General features: G+C 35.8%; 17 protein-coding genes, 1 pseudogene and 1 other annotated feature. Of the genes and pseudogenes, 17 read left to right on the top strand and 1 reads right to left on the bottom strand.

All coding sequences use genetic code 11. The features are described from left to right. Nucleotides 1-137: 137 nt before the first annotated feature. The 6 genes and pseudogenes from AC6CHR_RS04585 to minD all read left to right on the top strand — a co-directional run. Nucleotides 138-278, top strand: a pseudogene (locus AC6CHR_RS04585) (JAB domain-containing protein); the annotation flags it as partial. Nucleotides 279-630: 352 nt separating this feature from the next. Further along, nucleotides 631-1,653: a rod shape-determining protein gene (locus AC6CHR_RS04580; protein ID WP_498247333.1), complete on the top strand. Its 1,023-nt coding sequence runs from the start codon at nt 631-633 to the stop codon at nt 1,651-1,653. 99 nt (nt 1,654-1,752) lie between these two features. Then, a complete protein-coding gene (mreC, locus tag AC6CHR_RS04575) occupies nt 1,753-2,700 on the top strand; it encodes a rod shape-determining protein MreC (protein ID WP_498247332.1) in 948 nt (315 codons plus the stop codon). Continuing rightward, nucleotides 2,697-3,215, top strand: a complete 519-nt coding sequence (gene mreD / locus AC6CHR_RS04570; RefSeq protein WP_498247331.1) for a rod shape-determining protein MreD — start codon at nt 2,697-2,699, stop codon at nt 3,213-3,215. Before mreC ends, mreD begins: the two co-directional genes overlap by 4 nt. 207 nt (nt 3,216-3,422) lie before the next feature. Then, nucleotides 3,423-4,103 (top strand): septum site-determining protein MinC, encoded by a 681-nt coding sequence (gene minC / locus AC6CHR_RS04565; RefSeq protein ID WP_498247330.1) that lies wholly within the window; start codon nt 3,423-3,425, stop codon nt 4,101-4,103. A gap of 2 nt (nt 4,104-4,105) precedes the next feature. Next, on the top strand, nt 4,106-4,909 hold the full coding sequence (minD, locus tag AC6CHR_RS04560; protein WP_498247329.1) for a septum site-determining protein MinD: 804 nt from the start codon (nt 4,106-4,108) through the stop codon (nt 4,907-4,909). Between the two features lie 43 nt (nt 4,910-4,952). Here minD and AC6CHR_RS04555 read toward each other — a convergent pair whose 3' ends face one another. Further along, nucleotides 4,953-5,078: a hypothetical protein gene (locus AC6CHR_RS04555; RefSeq protein ID WP_498247328.1), complete on the bottom strand. Its 126-nt coding sequence runs from the start codon at nt 5,076-5,078 to the stop codon at nt 4,953-4,955. A gap of 214 nt (nt 5,079-5,292) precedes the next feature. On the opposite strand from AC6CHR_RS04555, the gene AC6CHR_RS04550 reads away from it, so the two are divergent. The 11 genes from AC6CHR_RS04550 to pheA all read left to right on the top strand — a co-directional run bounded on the left by AC6CHR_RS04550 (nt 5,293) and on the right by pheA (nt 14,463). Continuing rightward, nucleotides 5,293-5,739 carry a S1 domain-containing RNA-binding protein gene (locus AC6CHR_RS04550; protein WP_498247327.1) on the top strand — a complete coding sequence of 149 codons (447 nt, stop codon included), beginning with the start codon at nt 5,293-5,295 and terminating at the stop codon, nt 5,737-5,739. Between the two features lie 449 nt (nt 5,740-6,188). Further along, the gene (locus tag AC6CHR_RS04545) at nt 6,189-6,983 is read left to right on the top strand and encodes a peptidoglycan DD-metalloendopeptidase family protein (protein WP_498247326.1); all 795 of its coding nucleotides are present in this window, start codon (nt 6,189-6,191) and stop codon (nt 6,981-6,983) included. Continuing rightward, a complete protein-coding gene (locus tag AC6CHR_RS04540; RefSeq protein WP_498247325.1) occupies nt 6,976-7,842 on the top strand; it encodes a M50 family metallopeptidase in 867 nt (288 codons plus the stop codon). The genes AC6CHR_RS04545 and AC6CHR_RS04540 overlap by 8 nt, the downstream gene beginning before the upstream one ends. A 183-nt stretch (nt 7,843-8,025) precedes the next feature. Continuing rightward, nucleotides 8,026-9,477 (top strand): Rne/Rng family ribonuclease, encoded by a 1,452-nt coding sequence (locus AC6CHR_RS04535; RefSeq protein ID WP_498247324.1) that lies wholly within the window; start codon nt 8,026-8,028, stop codon nt 9,475-9,477. A 191-nt stretch (nt 9,478-9,668) separates the two neighbouring features. After that, nucleotides 9,669-9,747, top strand: a sequence feature (ribosomal protein L21 leader region). A gap of 12 nt (nt 9,748-9,759) precedes the next feature. Continuing rightward, nucleotides 9,760-10,068 (top strand): 50S ribosomal protein L21, encoded by a 309-nt coding sequence (gene rplU / locus AC6CHR_RS04530; protein WP_498247323.1) that lies wholly within the window; start codon nt 9,760-9,762, stop codon nt 10,066-10,068. 11 nt (nt 10,069-10,079) lie between these two features. Beyond that, nucleotides 10,080-10,415: a ribosomal-processing cysteine protease Prp gene (locus tag AC6CHR_RS04525; protein ID WP_498247322.1), complete on the top strand. Its 336-nt coding sequence runs from the start codon at nt 10,080-10,082 to the stop codon at nt 10,413-10,415. Between the two features lie 16 nt (nt 10,416-10,431). Then, complete coding sequence (gene rpmA / locus AC6CHR_RS04520; protein ID WP_498247321.1) at nt 10,432-10,722, top strand: 50S ribosomal protein L27; 291 nt, start codon at nt 10,432-10,434, stop codon at nt 10,720-10,722. Nucleotides 10,723-11,094: 372 nt separating this feature from the next. Then, a complete protein-coding gene (locus AC6CHR_RS04515; protein WP_498247320.1) occupies nt 11,095-11,646 on the top strand; it encodes a Spo0B C-terminal domain-containing protein in 552 nt (183 codons plus the stop codon). Nucleotides 11,647-11,662: 16 nt separating this feature from the next. Then, complete coding sequence (gene obgE, locus AC6CHR_RS04510; protein ID WP_498247319.1) at nt 11,663-12,946, top strand: GTPase ObgE; 1,284 nt, start codon at nt 11,663-11,665, stop codon at nt 12,944-12,946. Between the two features lie 162 nt (nt 12,947-13,108). Beyond that, on the top strand, nt 13,109-13,552 hold the full coding sequence (gene thrR, locus AC6CHR_RS04505) for a transcriptional regulator ThrR (protein WP_498247318.1): 444 nt from the start codon (nt 13,109-13,111) through the stop codon (nt 13,550-13,552). A 14-nt stretch (nt 13,553-13,566) separates the two neighbouring features. Beyond that, the gene (gene pheA / locus AC6CHR_RS04500) at nt 13,567-14,463 is read left to right on the top strand and encodes a prephenate dehydratase (RefSeq protein WP_498247317.1); all 897 of its coding nucleotides are present in this window, start codon (nt 13,567-13,569) and stop codon (nt 14,461-14,463) included. Nucleotides 14,464-14,555 lie beyond the last annotated feature (92 nt).

Genomic DNA, 14,555 nt, shown 5'->3' with positions numbered 1-14,555 from the left:
GATGAGAGAAATATCAGAAGCCAATTTCGAATAGTCAGCTGGCGAGCCGTATACGCTGAAAGGTGTACGTACGGTTCTGAGGGAGGGATGTGAGACCTGTTTGTGATTGATGGCAAGGCGCACACTCCCTACCCTACGACCCAACACCAAGTAGAGAAGATATTGATGTAACAAAGCGTCTCGTTGAATGTGGCAAGATGTTAGGCATAGAACTTTTGGACCATCTTATTATCGGGGAACAAAAATATGTGAGTTTAAAAGAAAAAGGCTACGTCTAATACTTTTTTTTTTACAAAATTACGATATAATAATGTTTATGGGTTTTTTTAGTTTTATTTAACTCAGATTAGAAAAAGGAAATGATGAAACCAATTGGAAAACTAACCTCATTTGATTAGGATTTTTTCTAAAAGTTCGTTGTTTAATCGAAAAGAACACGATGCCAGGCTAGATACGTATCATAGTACTTTTTAGAAAAACGACATTCTTTGCGAAAACAGCCTTTGATTAAAACCATGAACAGTTCATACTGAAAGTAGTCTAATCCTCAAAAATGAAGAAAGTTGTAATCAATTTTCCTAAATAAAAATTAACAGTTTATATTTCGTTTCAGAAAGGAAGATACACCCTATGTTCGGTATTGGTACAAGAGACCTTGGAATAGATTTAGGGACTGCAAACACATTAGTATTTGTTAAAGGTAAAGGAATAGTTGTGAGGGAACCATCGGTTGTTGCTTTACAAACAGATACTAAACAAATTGTAGCCGTCGGTAATGATGCAAAAAACATGATTGGTCGTACACCTGGTAATATTGTTGCACTACGTCCTATGAAAGATGGAGTTATTGCCGATTATGAAACAACGGCAACAATGATGAAATACTATATTAAACAAGCAGTAAAAACAAAAGGTGTTTTCTCAAATAAGCCTTATGTAATGATTTGCGTGCCTTCAGGGATTACTGCTGTCGAAGAAAGAGCTGTAATTGATGCAACGAGACAAGCAGGGGCTAGGGATGCTTATACAATTGAAGAGCCCTTTGCAGCTGCAATTGGAGCTAATCTGCCTGTTTGGGAACCAACAGGTAGTATGGTTGTAGATATTGGTGGTGGAACAACAGAGGTTGCGATTATTTCGCTTGGTGGTATTGTCACAAGTCAATCAATACGATTAGCTGGTGATGAAATGGATGAAGCAATTATTACATATATAAGAAAAACTTATAATTTAATGATTGGTGATCGTACTGCAGAAGCAATTAAGATGGAAATTGGCTCAGCTGGATCTCCTGATGGTGTAGATAACATGGATATACGTGGTAGAGATTTATTAACTGGATTACCGAAGACAATCGCAATTACAGCTGAAGAAATAGCTGATGCACTTAAAGATGCTGTATATACAATTGTTGATACTGTTAAGAATACGTTGGAAAAAACTCCTCCTGAGCTTGCTGCAGATATCATGGATCGAGGTATCGTCTTAACTGGAGGGGGAGCTTTGCTACGAAATCTTGATAAGGTAATAGGTGAAGAAACAAATATGCCTGTACTAATTGCAGAAGACCCCCTAGATTGTGTAGCGATCGGTACAGGAAAAGCTCTTGAGCATATTAACTTATTTAAAAATAAAGCAAAAGATAGTCGCTAATTTACATTTGCCTTTGTTTGTAGAAAGAATGATTAAATTTTTTTAATCAGACAAAGGTGTTAATCTTGAATCGGAAATATTATTAAGAGGGTGTTCATGATGCCACAGTTTTTCCTGAATAAACGCCTTATCTTGTTACTAGTTAGTGTTATTTTTTTAGTGGCATTGATTGGTTTTTCAATAAAGGAAGATCGGAAGTTGACTTGGCCTGAGCAATTTTTACAGGATACAGTTAGTGTCTTTCAATCAATAATTCATAAACCAGCAATGTATGTCTCTGGATTTTTTGAAAATATAGCTGATTTGAAAGACACGTATAAAGAAAACGAATTACTAAAAAGCAGACTTGATGAATACATGCAACTGGAAGCAGATCTTCAAGAATATAAATTAGAAAATGATAAGTTATTAGCTGAGCTTGGCAATGTAGAAAACATTAGAGACTATAGTCCAATCTTTTCTACTGTTATTGGGCGAAATCCAGATAGATGGTATGATTATATTTCTATTGATAAAGGTGCACAAGACGGTATAGAACATGACATGGCTGTCATCACGGCAAAAGGACTTATTGGTAAAGTGAAATCTGTTTCACAGTTCACTAGTACGGTTCAACTTTTAAGTGCAACTGATCTTAAAAATAGAATTTCAGCTGAAGTTTTACCTCCAGAAGTAAATAACGATAATAAAGAAGTTGAAAATGATAATAAAACGAATGATGACAGTAAGATAAGCACTGATAAGGTAATGGGGTTAATTGAAGGTTATGACGAGGATAAGGGTGCATTATTACTCCGACGCATCGAATCAGATGTAAAACTTGTACCAGGACAAAAAGTAACCACGTCAGGTAAGGGTGAGGTTTTACCAGGGGGAATTATTATTGGCGAAATAATTGAAGTTGAGCCAGATTCATATGGGTTAGAGCAAATGGCCTATGTGAAACCTTCAGCAAATTTTTATGATATTGACCGCTTATGGGTAGCAAAGCGTGAAGCTGAATCAGAAGACCCTGTTAAAGAGGTAAACAAGGAGGAGGAATCGTGAGACGTTTCATTCTTCCTTTTCTTGTCTTTTTTATTTTTATTAGTGAAAGCATCTTCTCTGACTTGGTCCATATCCCTTTCTCAATTGAAGATCAATTATACATACCTCGTTTCGTGTTGATCATCGTCATTTTAATTACAGTTTATTTAAGTCGTTGGCAAGGTATCTTGTTGGGATTCTTCTTCGGTTTACTGCATGATATAGTTTACATTGAAGTAATTGGAATTTATTTATTTTCTTATGCTTTAATTGCTTATCTGATTTCAAAAGCTATGAGAGTTCTTTATAAACATGCATTGATTGTTTTGTTTCTTACTGTATTAGCTGCAGCATTGCTTGAATTTTATGTTTATGGAATAAATTATTTAATTGGTACAACAAAGATGACATTATATCATTTTACAACATTAAGATTATTGCCTACACTTGGTTTGAATTTAGTTGTGGCTATTCTGTTATTTTATCCAATAAAAAAATTCCTTTTAAAGATCAAAAATGAAAAATCTGATGATTAAAATTAACTAATTCTCTTTTAAAATAAGATGATTACGATTGCCTCACAGCTTTTTTAGAAAAGATGTTGATATGTATTCTTTTCATTGGTAGCAATCTAATAGGAGTGCCTTGAACTTAAATGAGAAAATAAATCTTTTTAATACTAGTTCAATTAAAAAGGATTTTCAACATTTCTGTCGAATAGTAAAATCGTTGAGGTGAACGTCGTGAAGGTCCAAAAACCACAATATGTTACGATTAAAGGTACAAAAGATGGCTTAACGTTACATCTCGATGATTCATGTTCTTTTGACCAATTACTTCATGAACTCGAGGAAATGTTATCTTTGAAACAATATATACAAGATGTAGGACCGGTTATAGGTGTGAATGTTAAAGTCGGTAACCGTTTCGTAAATAAGCTTCAGCGCGAAAACTTAGAATCTATAATTAAGAAAGAACGCAATCTAGTGGTAGAGTCAATTGAAAGCAATGTCATCACAAAAGATGAAGCCCTTAGATTAAAACGAGAAACGGAAGTATATACTGTCGCAAGAGTTGTTCGTTCTGGACAAGTGTTAAAGGTGCAAGGCGATTTACTTTTAATTGGTGATGTGAATCCAGGCGGTACCGTCGTTGCTGCAGGAAATATATTTGTTTTAGGTTCGTTGAGAGGTATTGCTCATGCAGGTGCAGAGGGTAATAAACAGGCTGTAATCGCTGCGTCCTTATTGAAACCAGCACAGCTCCGCATAAGTGGATTCATTAATCGAGCACCTGACCATACTCCAAATGTAGGAATTGATATGGAGTGTGCTTATCTCGAGCATGATGAAATGATAATTGAGAGATTACAGCAACTTACTCATTTACGACCTAATTTAAACAGGTTTGAAGGAGGAATCTAACTATGGGTGAAGCAATAGTCATTACCTCAGGTAAAGGTGGGGTTGGTAAAACAACAACATCGGCAAATTTAGGGACAGCTTTAGCTATATTAGGCAAACGTGTTTGCTTAGTAGATACAGACATCGGTCTTCGAAACCTAGATGTTGTCATGGGATTGGAAAATAGAATTATCTATGATTTAGTGGATGTAATTGAAGAACGCTGTAAAATACATCAGGCTCTTGTAAAAGATAAGCGCTTTGAGGATTTATTATATTTATTACCGGCTGCTCAGACTAGTGATAAAACAGCAGTTAATCCAGATCAAATGAAGAAGCTTATAGATGAATTAAAACAGGATTATGATTATATCGTTATTGATTGCCCAGCTGGTATAGAACAGGGCTACAAAAATGCGGTAGCTGGTGCAGATAAAGCAATTGTTGTGACGACACCAGAAATATCAGCTGTTCGTGATGCAGATCGAATCATCGGTTTATTAGAACAAGAAGATATAGAACCACCAAAATTAGTGATTAATCGTATACGAAATCATTTAGTGAAAAATGGGGACATGTTGGATGTAGATGAAATAGTTACCCATCTTTCAATTGATTTAATTGGTATTGTTGCCGATGATGATGATGTCATTAAAGCATCTAATAATGGAGAACCTATTGCAATGGATCCAAATAATCGTGCCGCTATTTCATACCGAAATATTGCCCGACGTATTCTTGGTGAATCAGTTCCATTACAATCACTAGATGAACAGAACAAAGGCGTATTAACTAAATTAAAGAAATTTTTTGGTGTGAGAGTTTAGGTTAGCTTTTTCAACAGTTGTTCTTTATATAGAAAAGTTAAAATTAATAGATTGATAAGTTTGATGGAATCACTTCATTTTTAAGAGCTGGTAAATTAGGCTTGTTCTTGTTTAATGGTTTATTCATTTTTTGATCAATCTTCAATTGCGCAACTTTGAAGTTTGTCATGAGTAAGTGTATTTAAGCGTTTTTTAGAGTTTGGAAAATAAATTCCCGAAAAAATATTTCATTTACTTTTTCACTCAAAGTGAGAAGGGAATAGGGTCTAAGGGTTTCCATTTTTTAATAAATGTAGAATTGTGTGGGGAACTCTAATTGATATTATCCCGCAATTTGGTTATAATGAGGTGTTTTTAACATTATCGAGGGGGAACACTTTTTTATGTCAATCGAAGTAGGCAGCAAGGTACAAGGAAAAGTAACAGGGATTACTAATTTTGGAGCATTCGTTGAATTACCAGGAGGCTCAACAGGTCTTGTGCATATCAGTGAGGTAGCTGATAGTTATGTAAAAGACGTTAATGACCATCTTAAAATCGGCGACCAAATTGAAGTAAAGGTGATTAGTGAGAAAGAAGGGAAGATAGCCTTATCTATCAAAAAAGCGATAGATAGACCTGAAGGACAAACTGCTTCTAATTCTCAACACCCGCCACGCCAAAGAAGAGATAGCCGTTCCAAGGACTTTCGTGCAAAAGGTAATTTCCAACCAAAGGAAAACTTTGAGGACAAAATGGCTCGGTTTTTAAAGACTAGTGAAGAAAATTTATCTACCCTCAAACGTAGTACAGAAACAAAACGAGGCGGTAGAGGCGGAAGACGTGGCTAACTTGCTGCGTTTTTAATCACAAAATCCTATAGATAAAGGTAAGCCCGTACAAGACGAGCTTACCTTTTTTATTGTATAGAAATAGTAAAGTTCTGGTACTGTTGATAATCGCTTTGATAGCCAGCTCAAGTGCACTTCACCCTCATCCTTACAATAACTCAACATCGAATCGCTGGTCACTCCATGGTTTCTTTTATCTCATATGCAGTGCACCAGTTCATCCAACGCTAAACGGTGATTGATCTTTGACAACAACTACCTATCCCTTAGTGACATAAGTAGTGTGCTATGGCCCACTCTCGCGCTCACTCCCACTACTTGAAGTGAATGATATTTAAACTAAACCTATGAATAGTACGTTGCTTATAGGTGCATTTCCGCAAAATATAATCATAACTTAGAGGGACAAGGCATAAACTTTTACAAACTGACTAAAGGGATTGATGGGGATGAGTCATAGAGCGGATGAAATTAGAAAACGGATTGAAAAAAGGAAACGTGAAAGAGGGTTGTCAGAGACATATACGACGTCAAAGAAGACATCGCTCCACTTGAGTGATGAAGAAAGATATGGCGTTTATTCCCCACCTACTTTTGAAAGTGTTCCCGATAAAGGGAAAGGTGGACATCCACTGTTTCGTGCTGAAGTATTTATGTTCAAGATATTATTATCTGCCATCATTGTTCTTGTCACTGCAATTATTTTTAAAAATGGTTCACCGATTTTTGACCAACCTAAATCTGTTATTTCATATTCGCTTGAAGAAGAATTCCAATTTGCTGCCGTATCGACCTGGTATCGCGATCAGTTTGGGGAACCACTTGCACTATTTGAGCCGAAGAGTGAGACATCTCCCGAAACAGAGAGTAGTGTGAAAGAGGAAGAGATTGCTGAGTTCGCTGTACCCGCTACTGGTAAAGTCTTAGAATCATTTGAAGATAGTGAACAAGGTATAATGGTGGAAACAGATCAGCCTTCTGTAAAGGCAATGAATGAAGGAATCATCATTGAAGCCGGGGAAAAGGCAGATACTGGACTAACGATTGTTTTACAGCATGGGGATGGAACGAAGTCATGGTATGGAAATTTAGAAAAAATCGATGTTACTCTCTATGACTTTGTTAAAAAGGGGAAAGAGCTTGGTAAAACGAAATTAAGTGAAAACCAAAAGGGTACCTATTATTTCGCGATTAAAAAAGGGGATAATTTTATTGACCCAATTCAGGTGATCCAATTTGAATAGATATTTTACGCTATTACAAAAAGTCCATATTCATCCTTTGTTGTGGTTAATGATTGGAATAAGTGTTATTACTGCAAACTTTAAAACATTAATTTTGTTAATGGTAATTGTTTTTATACATGAAATGGGCCACGCAATAAGTGCTCATTTTTTTTCTTGGAGAATTAAATCGATTATGCTCCTTCCTTTTGGTGGTGTGGCAGAGGTGGATGAGTATGGTAATCGCTCATTGAAACAAGAGTTGATTGTTGTAATATCAGGGCCGATTCAGCACTTTTGGCTTCAAGGGGTAGCTTATTTACTCTACATCGGAAATGTAGCTTCTGTCGCTGACTATCAGTTATTTACTTTTTATAATGTCTCTATATTATTATTTAATTTGCTACCAGTGTGGCCTTTAGATGGCGGTAAATTATTATTTATTCTGTACTCTCATTTTTGGTCGTATAAGAAAGCACACTCGTATATGATCTACACTTCGATTATACTCTTATCCTTATACGTAGTAGTGAGTTTGATCTATTCTCCAAGTCAGATGAATATCTGGATCATTACAACATTTCTTATATATAGCTTATATCACGAATACAAAAACAGAATGTATGGGTGTTTACGATTTTTAATGGAGCGTTATTATGGGAAACAAGATACGTTTAAATTGTTAAAACCGATCATTGTCGATGAATCAGAGTTAGTTTATAATGTCATGCTTAAATTCCAAAGAGGTTGTAAGCATTTAATTGTGATTGAGAGTAATGGCTCGAAAATAACGGAGATGGATGAAAATGAGTTACTTCACGCATATTTTGCAAACAAGCTTGTTGGATCGAAAGTTGGAGAATTAGTCTATACTTATTAAGAAATTGTTTGGCTCTTTTTAATAGCTTATGATAGTAAACCTCATGAACTCTTGTTGGTACATTAAACATAAATACACTCATATAATCCAAATTTAATCTAGTACTAGTTCTATGTTATAGTAAAAATGGTATCTAAGTGGACGTGATAAGCATGTACATTTCCACAGAAAGAGGGTATATGAGTGCGTAAAATAATTATAAATGAAAAAACAAAGGAAGGGCGTTGTGCACTTCTTGAAAATGATCAACTCAGTGAAATACACCAAACTTATTCTTTTGAAGATGAGATTGTAGGCAATATATATATTGGACGTGTAACAAAGGTACTTCCTGGTATGCAGGCTGCATTTGTTGATCTAGGTTTAAAACAAAATGGGTACATTCATCGTAATGATCTCATTTCTTTTCAATGGAATGGTACCAGCGGCTCAAAAACATCTATTTCACACTATATTAGAGAAGGTGAGTTGCTGGTTGTTCAAGTTGTAAAAGAGGGGACAGATCAAAAGGGCCCTAAGTTAACAACAAATATTGAATTTGGTGGAAAATTAATGGTGTACATGCCTTATGGCGATTATGTTGCTGTTTCGAAAAAATTGTCAGATGATAAAGAAAGAAGCAGATTACTACATATCGCTCATGAGCTCCGTAAAGAAAAAGAGGGGCTTCTTTTTCGTACAGCTAGTTTAGATCAACGAGAGGAAATAATTAGGGAAGAATATGCAGGTCTAAAATCGCAGTTTCAATCATTGCAAAAGAAAAACAGTAAAAAACCTATATGTGTTTTGGAGGCGAAAAGTTTTGTTGATCGAATCTTAAATGAACTAGCGATTAAAGCAGATGATATAATCATTAGTGATCAATTTGATCGCGTACAAAAGCTGAGACAGCAATTTCCAGAAACAAAAATCTTATACCATGATGCAAAGGAAGCAATATTTTCTATTTATAAAGTAAATCAAGAAATCGAAAAGCTTCTAAAGCAAATCGTCTGGTTAAAGAATGGATCAAATATTGTTATTGAACAGACTGAAGCGATGACGGTCATTGACGTTAATACGGCTAAATTTTCCGGAAAGTTATCTATGCGTGATACAGTGCTAAAAACAAACCAAGTAGCAGCCAAAGAAATTGCCAAACAAATTCGATTACGAAATATAAGTGGTATTATACTGGTTGATTTTATTGATATGAAGCATAAAGAGGATCAAAAGATGATAATCGAAACAATAACTCAGGAAATGCAAAAAGATCGTGTCCAACATAAGATCATCGGATTTACTGAATTAAATATATTGCAACTCACAAGAAAAAAGGTCCGTCAACCAATTATAGTAAGCCTTACAGAAAGGTGTCCAACATGTCAGGGAACTGGTAGAGTAGCTTCAGCAGAATCGATTGCATATAACCTAGAAAGAGAGCTGTGGGAATATCAGTATATGGATGATGAAGCTGTGTGGATCGAAGCTACAGCAGATGTAATTGCTCTGTTAAAAGGTGGAGATGGTGAACATCTCAAGAAACTTGAAGAGGCATTAAAATTTAAAGTGATTAGTTCTGAGATTTCAAATCCGGTTCCTTGTTATCACATTAAACAAATTGGTGATACCAATGCCATCATGAAAAGAGTTTAAAATAGATTGTTCTCGAAATGAATCATTCAAATAGAGCACAAATTCACCGTTATAGTCTATATGTGTCTATTTTAATTTTATTCTGTAGTATTCTCATAAACAATGCTATGGTAAGTTCAATTGCAACAATAAAGATGTTGCATATTATTCGATTTTTTGATATTATGTTTAATGTTATGGTTTGTAGCGCACCCGTGCTACAACCGCTCAAAATTAGGTTTAAGCAATGTTACAAGCATTCACCTAGTTTTGGCGAGTCTGAGTTTATAGGAGGTGCAAGGAATGTACGCAATTATCGAAACTGGTGGAAAACAAATCAAGGTTGAAGAAGGTCAAGTCATCACAATTGAGAAGCTTGATACTGATCAAGGTGAATCTGTTACTTTTGACAAAGTTTTATTTGTAGGTGGAGACAACGTTAAAGTTGGTAGCCCAACTGTTGACGGAGCGACTGTGACTGCTCAAGTTCAAAAACATGGTCGTCAAAAGAAAATCACTGTCTTCAAATATAAAGCTAAGAAAAACTACCATAAAAAACAAGGTCACCGTCAGCCATTTACAAGAGTTGTGATTGACAAAATCAACGCGTAAGGCTGTTTGACATGATAAATGCAAAAATTTATCGCTCAAATGAGGGACTTATAAAAGAGTTCATTCTATCTGGACATGCCGAGTTCGATGAACATGGCATGGACATTGTTTGCGCTGGAGCTTCAGCAGTTACTTTTGGTGCTGTTAATGCAGTACTTAGTCTAACTCATATTGAACCACAAATTGATCAAGGTGGAGATGGAGGGTATTTACGTGTTAAATTGCCTGAACATCTTGACGAGTCAACTAGTGATAAAGTTCAATTGCTGTTAGAAGGTATGCTTGTTTCACTTCAAACAATCGAAAGAGACTATGGACAATACATTTCGGTTTTAATAATGAACTAAACAGGAGGTGAACTTCATGTTAAGATTAGATCTTCAGTTCTTCGCATCTAAGAAGGGGGTAGGATCGACAAGAAACGGTCGTGACTCTATCTCAAAACGTCTTGGTGCAAAGCGTGCAGATGGACAGTTAGTATCTGGTGGTTCAATTCTTTACCGTCAACGTGGTACAAAAATTTACCCAGGTGAAAACGTTGGCCGCGGCGGTGATGATACGCTATATGCAAAAGTTGATGGTGTCGTTAAATTTGAACGATACGGTCGCGATCGCAAAAAAGTTAGTGTATACCCAGTAGCACAAGAGGCATAAGTTCATTTGAGAACTCTAACCTAACCTAGGTTAGAGTTTTTTTAATGGCTTTCGAATTTATATGTTTTGTACGTAGTTTGGTGTCTAGCTCGAGCGACTAGCCCCTCGAGGGAAGAGGCAAAATACCTTTTTCCTTAGGAAAATACTAAACCCTATTTTCCTAGGACATAAGCCACTTAGGAATTGAAGGTAAAGAACACCTTCTATTCCTAAGCGTCTTATGTTTGTCGAGGCCAAACAGGGCTTGCGCTTTTCTTTCAGTAATCTCCCAATTACCCTTATGTTCGAAAACAATGTTTGTTATAATTCTTATACAGCCTTTTTAGTTTAAATCCTTAATGGAAATTATTTAGTAACTAGGGGAAAATAAGTATGAAAAAGAAACCTATTGAATGGAATATTGTTGATATATTAAATCATTCACGTCATGATTGGATGAACAAATTGCAATTGATTAAGGGAAATCTGTCATTACAAAAATATGATCGTGTGAACGATATTATTAAAGAAGTTATTATCGAAGCTCAGCAAGAAACTAAGCTTTGTAATTTAAAGATGTCTTTGTTTGCTAGTTATCTGATGACATTTAATTGGTCTAACCATCATTTCGTATTAGAATATGAAATATTAGGTGATAGCCTATCATTAGAAACGTATGACACAATAGTAACAGAATGGTGTACAGCCTTTTTTGAACTATTAGATCAAGCTGTAGATATTAGTAGTGAGAATCACTTAGGAATTACTATTGATATCCGTTCATATGATGAAGAAATTCGTTTCTTTTTTGACTTTAATGGCATAATAAAGGATACAGATCAATTAATAGATTGGTTAAAAGCTGTTGATCATTCAGAATTAATTTTGGATGAAATACAAGTTGATACATACGAGTTAACCACAGTGTTTTCACTGCGGACTTAAGAACGGAGGAAGACAAATGTTTGTCGATCAGGTCAAGGTTTATGTAAAAGCCGGCGATGGTGGTAACGGTATGGTTGCGTTTCGTCGAGAGAAATATGTACCAAAAGGGGGACCTGCTGGTGGTGATGGTGGTAATGGTGCAGACGTTATATTCGAAGTAGAGGAAGGTTTACGGACATTAATGGATTTCCGTTACAAACGTCACTTCAAAGCTCCCCGTGGTGAACATGGGATGTCTAAAAATCAACACGGGAAAAATTCACAGCCAATGATTGTAAAAGTTCCACCTGGAACTGTTGTATCTGATGAAGATACGGGGAAAGTTATTGCTGATTTAACCGAGCATGGACAACAAGCTGTGATTGCAAAGGGTGGTCGTGGCGGAAGAGGTAACTCTAGATTTGCTACTCCAGCTAATCCAGCACCAGAGCTTTCAGAAAACGGTGAACCAGGGATTGAAAAGAATGTTGTTTTAGAATTAAAAGTATTAGCTGATGTGGGATTAGTAGGTTTTCCAAGTGTCGGAAAATCCACACTCTTGTCGGTAGTGTCCTCTGCAAAGCCAAAAATTGCTGAATACCACTTTACGACAATCGTACCAAATTTAGGAATGGTTGAAACAGAAGATGGTCGAAGTTTTGTTATGGCAGATCTTCCTGGATTAATTGAAGGAGCACACCAAGGTGTTGGTCTAGGTCATCAATTCCTTAGACATATTGAAAGAACACGTGTAATTGTTCATGTTATTGATATGTCAGGATTAGAAGGTAGAGATCCGTACGACGATTATCTAACAATTAATGCAGAATTAAAAGAATATAACTTACGGTTAACTGAAAGACCGCAAATTATTGCTGCTAGTAAAATGGACATGCCAGAATCGGAAGAAAATTTAGCTGAGTTTAAGAAAAAGCTTGAAGATGATGTGAAAATCTATCCGATTTCATCGATAACTCGAGAAGGTGTTCGTGAGTTATTGTATGAAGTAGCTGATGCCATTGAACAGACACCAGAATTTCCATTATTCGAAGAAGAGCCAGCAGAACATCGAGTTATGTATGAATTCAAGAAGGAAGAACCAAACTTTGCGATTTCACGTGACAGTGAAGGAGCCTTTGTTCTTACTGGAGAAAAAATTGAAAAGCTCTTTAAAATGACAGAGTTCTCACGTGATGAATCAGTCAGACGTTTTGCTAGACAGCTTCGTGGACTAGGTGTAGATGAGTCTTTACGAGAAAGAGGAGCTAAGGACGGAGATATCATTAAATTACTTGATTATGAATTTGAATTTGTTGAATAAAAAGTGTTGATAAAGCTATGGGAGCTGATAAAAAATGGCTCTCTTTTTTATGCATTTTTCTACCAAATGATATTATATTGACAATTCTAACCGAAAATAGAAGAAATTTAGCTAATATTGTGATAAATTATCTACATCAAAGAAAAAAGATGGGGGAAAAGCATGAAGGATGATACGTTTTTTTTAGTTCGTGAGGATATTCTACCTGAAGCGATGAAAAAAACGCTTGAGGTGAAAAAACTTATTGAAAGAGGGAAAGCAGATTCTGTAGCAGAAGCAGTTCAACGAGTGGATATGAGTCGTAGTGCGTTTTATAAATATCGTGATGCTGTATTCCCGTTTCATACAATGGTAAAAGAAAAATTAATCACTCTCTTTTTTCATTTAGAAGATCAAAGTGGAACACTCTCCCACTTGTTAGCAGTCGTTGCGACTGCCGGCTGCAATGTTTTAACCATTCATCAATCCATTCCAATCCAAGGTCGTGCTAATGTAACGCTCTCGCTTAATACGAATGGAATGACTGAGGATATTAATCGATTAATGACTAAATTACGCAGATTAGAATTTGTTGAGAAGGTAGAAATATTAGGTCAAGGTGCATAAGGAGTTGGAGTTTGTTGACAACAAGAATAGGTTATTTAGGTCCAAAGGCAACATTTACTCATCTAGCAGTTCAAGCATACTTTGGGGAAGAGGTTGAGAATATAGCCTTTACGACTATTCCAGAGTGTATTGATGCAGTAGCAGAAGGTGAAATTGATTATGCAGTCGTACCAACTGAAAATGCGTTAGAGGGTTCTGTTAATTTAACATTTGATTACTTAATACATGAACAACCATTATACATAGTCGGAGAAATTGTTTCTCCAATTAAACAACATTTTATGGTACATCCATCTAGAAAGAATGAGTGGGAGAACATAACCAGAGTTTATTCTCATCCACATGCAATTGCTCAGTGTCATAAGTTTCTACATAGCAGATTTAGAGGGATTAAATACGATTTTGCTACATCTACCGGTGCTGCAGCAAAATACGTCAGTGAGCACCCTGTAGAGCCTGTAGCAGCAATTGCAAATGAAATTGCAGCAAAAGAATATGGTTTGGAAATTGTAAAAGCAAATGTCCATGATTTTCACTACAATCATACACGGTTTGCTATATTGCATCCAAGTGTAAATGCTGAATATAAAAGCCAATTTCTACATCCAAATAAAGAAAAAACAACGTTAATGATCACTCTCCCATCAAATCAATCTGGGGCATTGCATCAAGTGCTTTCTGCATTTACTTGGCGAAAATTAAGTTTATCAAAAATTGAGTCACGGCCGATGAAAACAGGTCTAGGTAACTACTTTTTTATTATAGATATTGATATGTTAATTGACACGGTGCTAATTCCAGGGGCTATTTCTGAATTAGAAGCACTAGGTTGCAGTGTCAAATTATTAGGTTCATATGAAGCATATTCAATTGGCCAAAATAGCCAAAAAGATGGTGAGGACTGTATTTAATAAAAGTAAAACATCACAAACGATTGCAATTCTTCTATATGGGGATTGCTTTTTGTTTTGCCACTAAAAGAATTAAGGTATAATATGAAGTG

The organism is Metabacillus sp. GQ13, from assembly GCF_059758525.1.
Note: the sequence above shows the minus strand (reverse complement) of the source record. Positions and strands in the feature narration are given on the sequence as shown.

What these genes read in the sequence shown, in the direction of transcription:
- AC6CHR_RS04515 (WP_498247320.1), top strand. Translation starts at nt 11,095, where the DNA reads ATGAAAAAGAAACCTATTGAATGGAATATTGTTGATATATTAAATCAT.
- thrR (WP_498247318.1), top strand. Translation starts at nt 13,109, where the DNA reads ATGAAGGATGATACGTTTTTTTTAGTTCGTGAGGATATTCTACCTGAA.
- AC6CHR_RS04525 (WP_498247322.1), top strand. Translation starts at nt 10,080, where the DNA reads ATGATAAATGCAAAAATTTATCGCTCAAATGAGGGACTTATAAAAGAG.
- AC6CHR_RS04545 (WP_498247326.1), top strand. Translation starts at nt 6,189, where the DNA reads ATGAGTCATAGAGCGGATGAAATTAGAAAACGGATTGAAAAAAGGAAA.
- AC6CHR_RS04555 (WP_498247328.1), bottom strand. Translation starts at nt 5,078, where the DNA reads ATGACAAACTTCAAAGTTGCGCAATTGAAGATTGATCAAAAAATGAAT.
- obgE (WP_498247319.1), top strand. Translation starts at nt 11,663, where the DNA reads ATGTTTGTCGATCAGGTCAAGGTTTATGTAAAAGCCGGCGATGGTGGT.
- rpmA (WP_498247321.1), top strand. Translation starts at nt 10,432, where the DNA reads ATGTTAAGATTAGATCTTCAGTTCTTCGCATCTAAGAAGGGGGTAGGA.
- minD (WP_498247329.1), top strand. Translation starts at nt 4,106, where the DNA reads ATGGGTGAAGCAATAGTCATTACCTCAGGTAAAGGTGGGGTTGGTAAA.
- AC6CHR_RS04580 (WP_498247333.1), top strand. Translation starts at nt 631, where the DNA reads ATGTTCGGTATTGGTACAAGAGACCTTGGAATAGATTTAGGGACTGCA.
- mreC (WP_498247332.1), top strand. Translation starts at nt 1,753, where the DNA reads ATGCCACAGTTTTTCCTGAATAAACGCCTTATCTTGTTACTAGTTAGT.
- AC6CHR_RS04550 (WP_498247327.1), top strand. Translation starts at nt 5,293, where the DNA reads ATGTCAATCGAAGTAGGCAGCAAGGTACAAGGAAAAGTAACAGGGATT.
- rplU (WP_498247323.1), top strand. Translation starts at nt 9,760, where the DNA reads ATGTACGCAATTATCGAAACTGGTGGAAAACAAATCAAGGTTGAAGAA.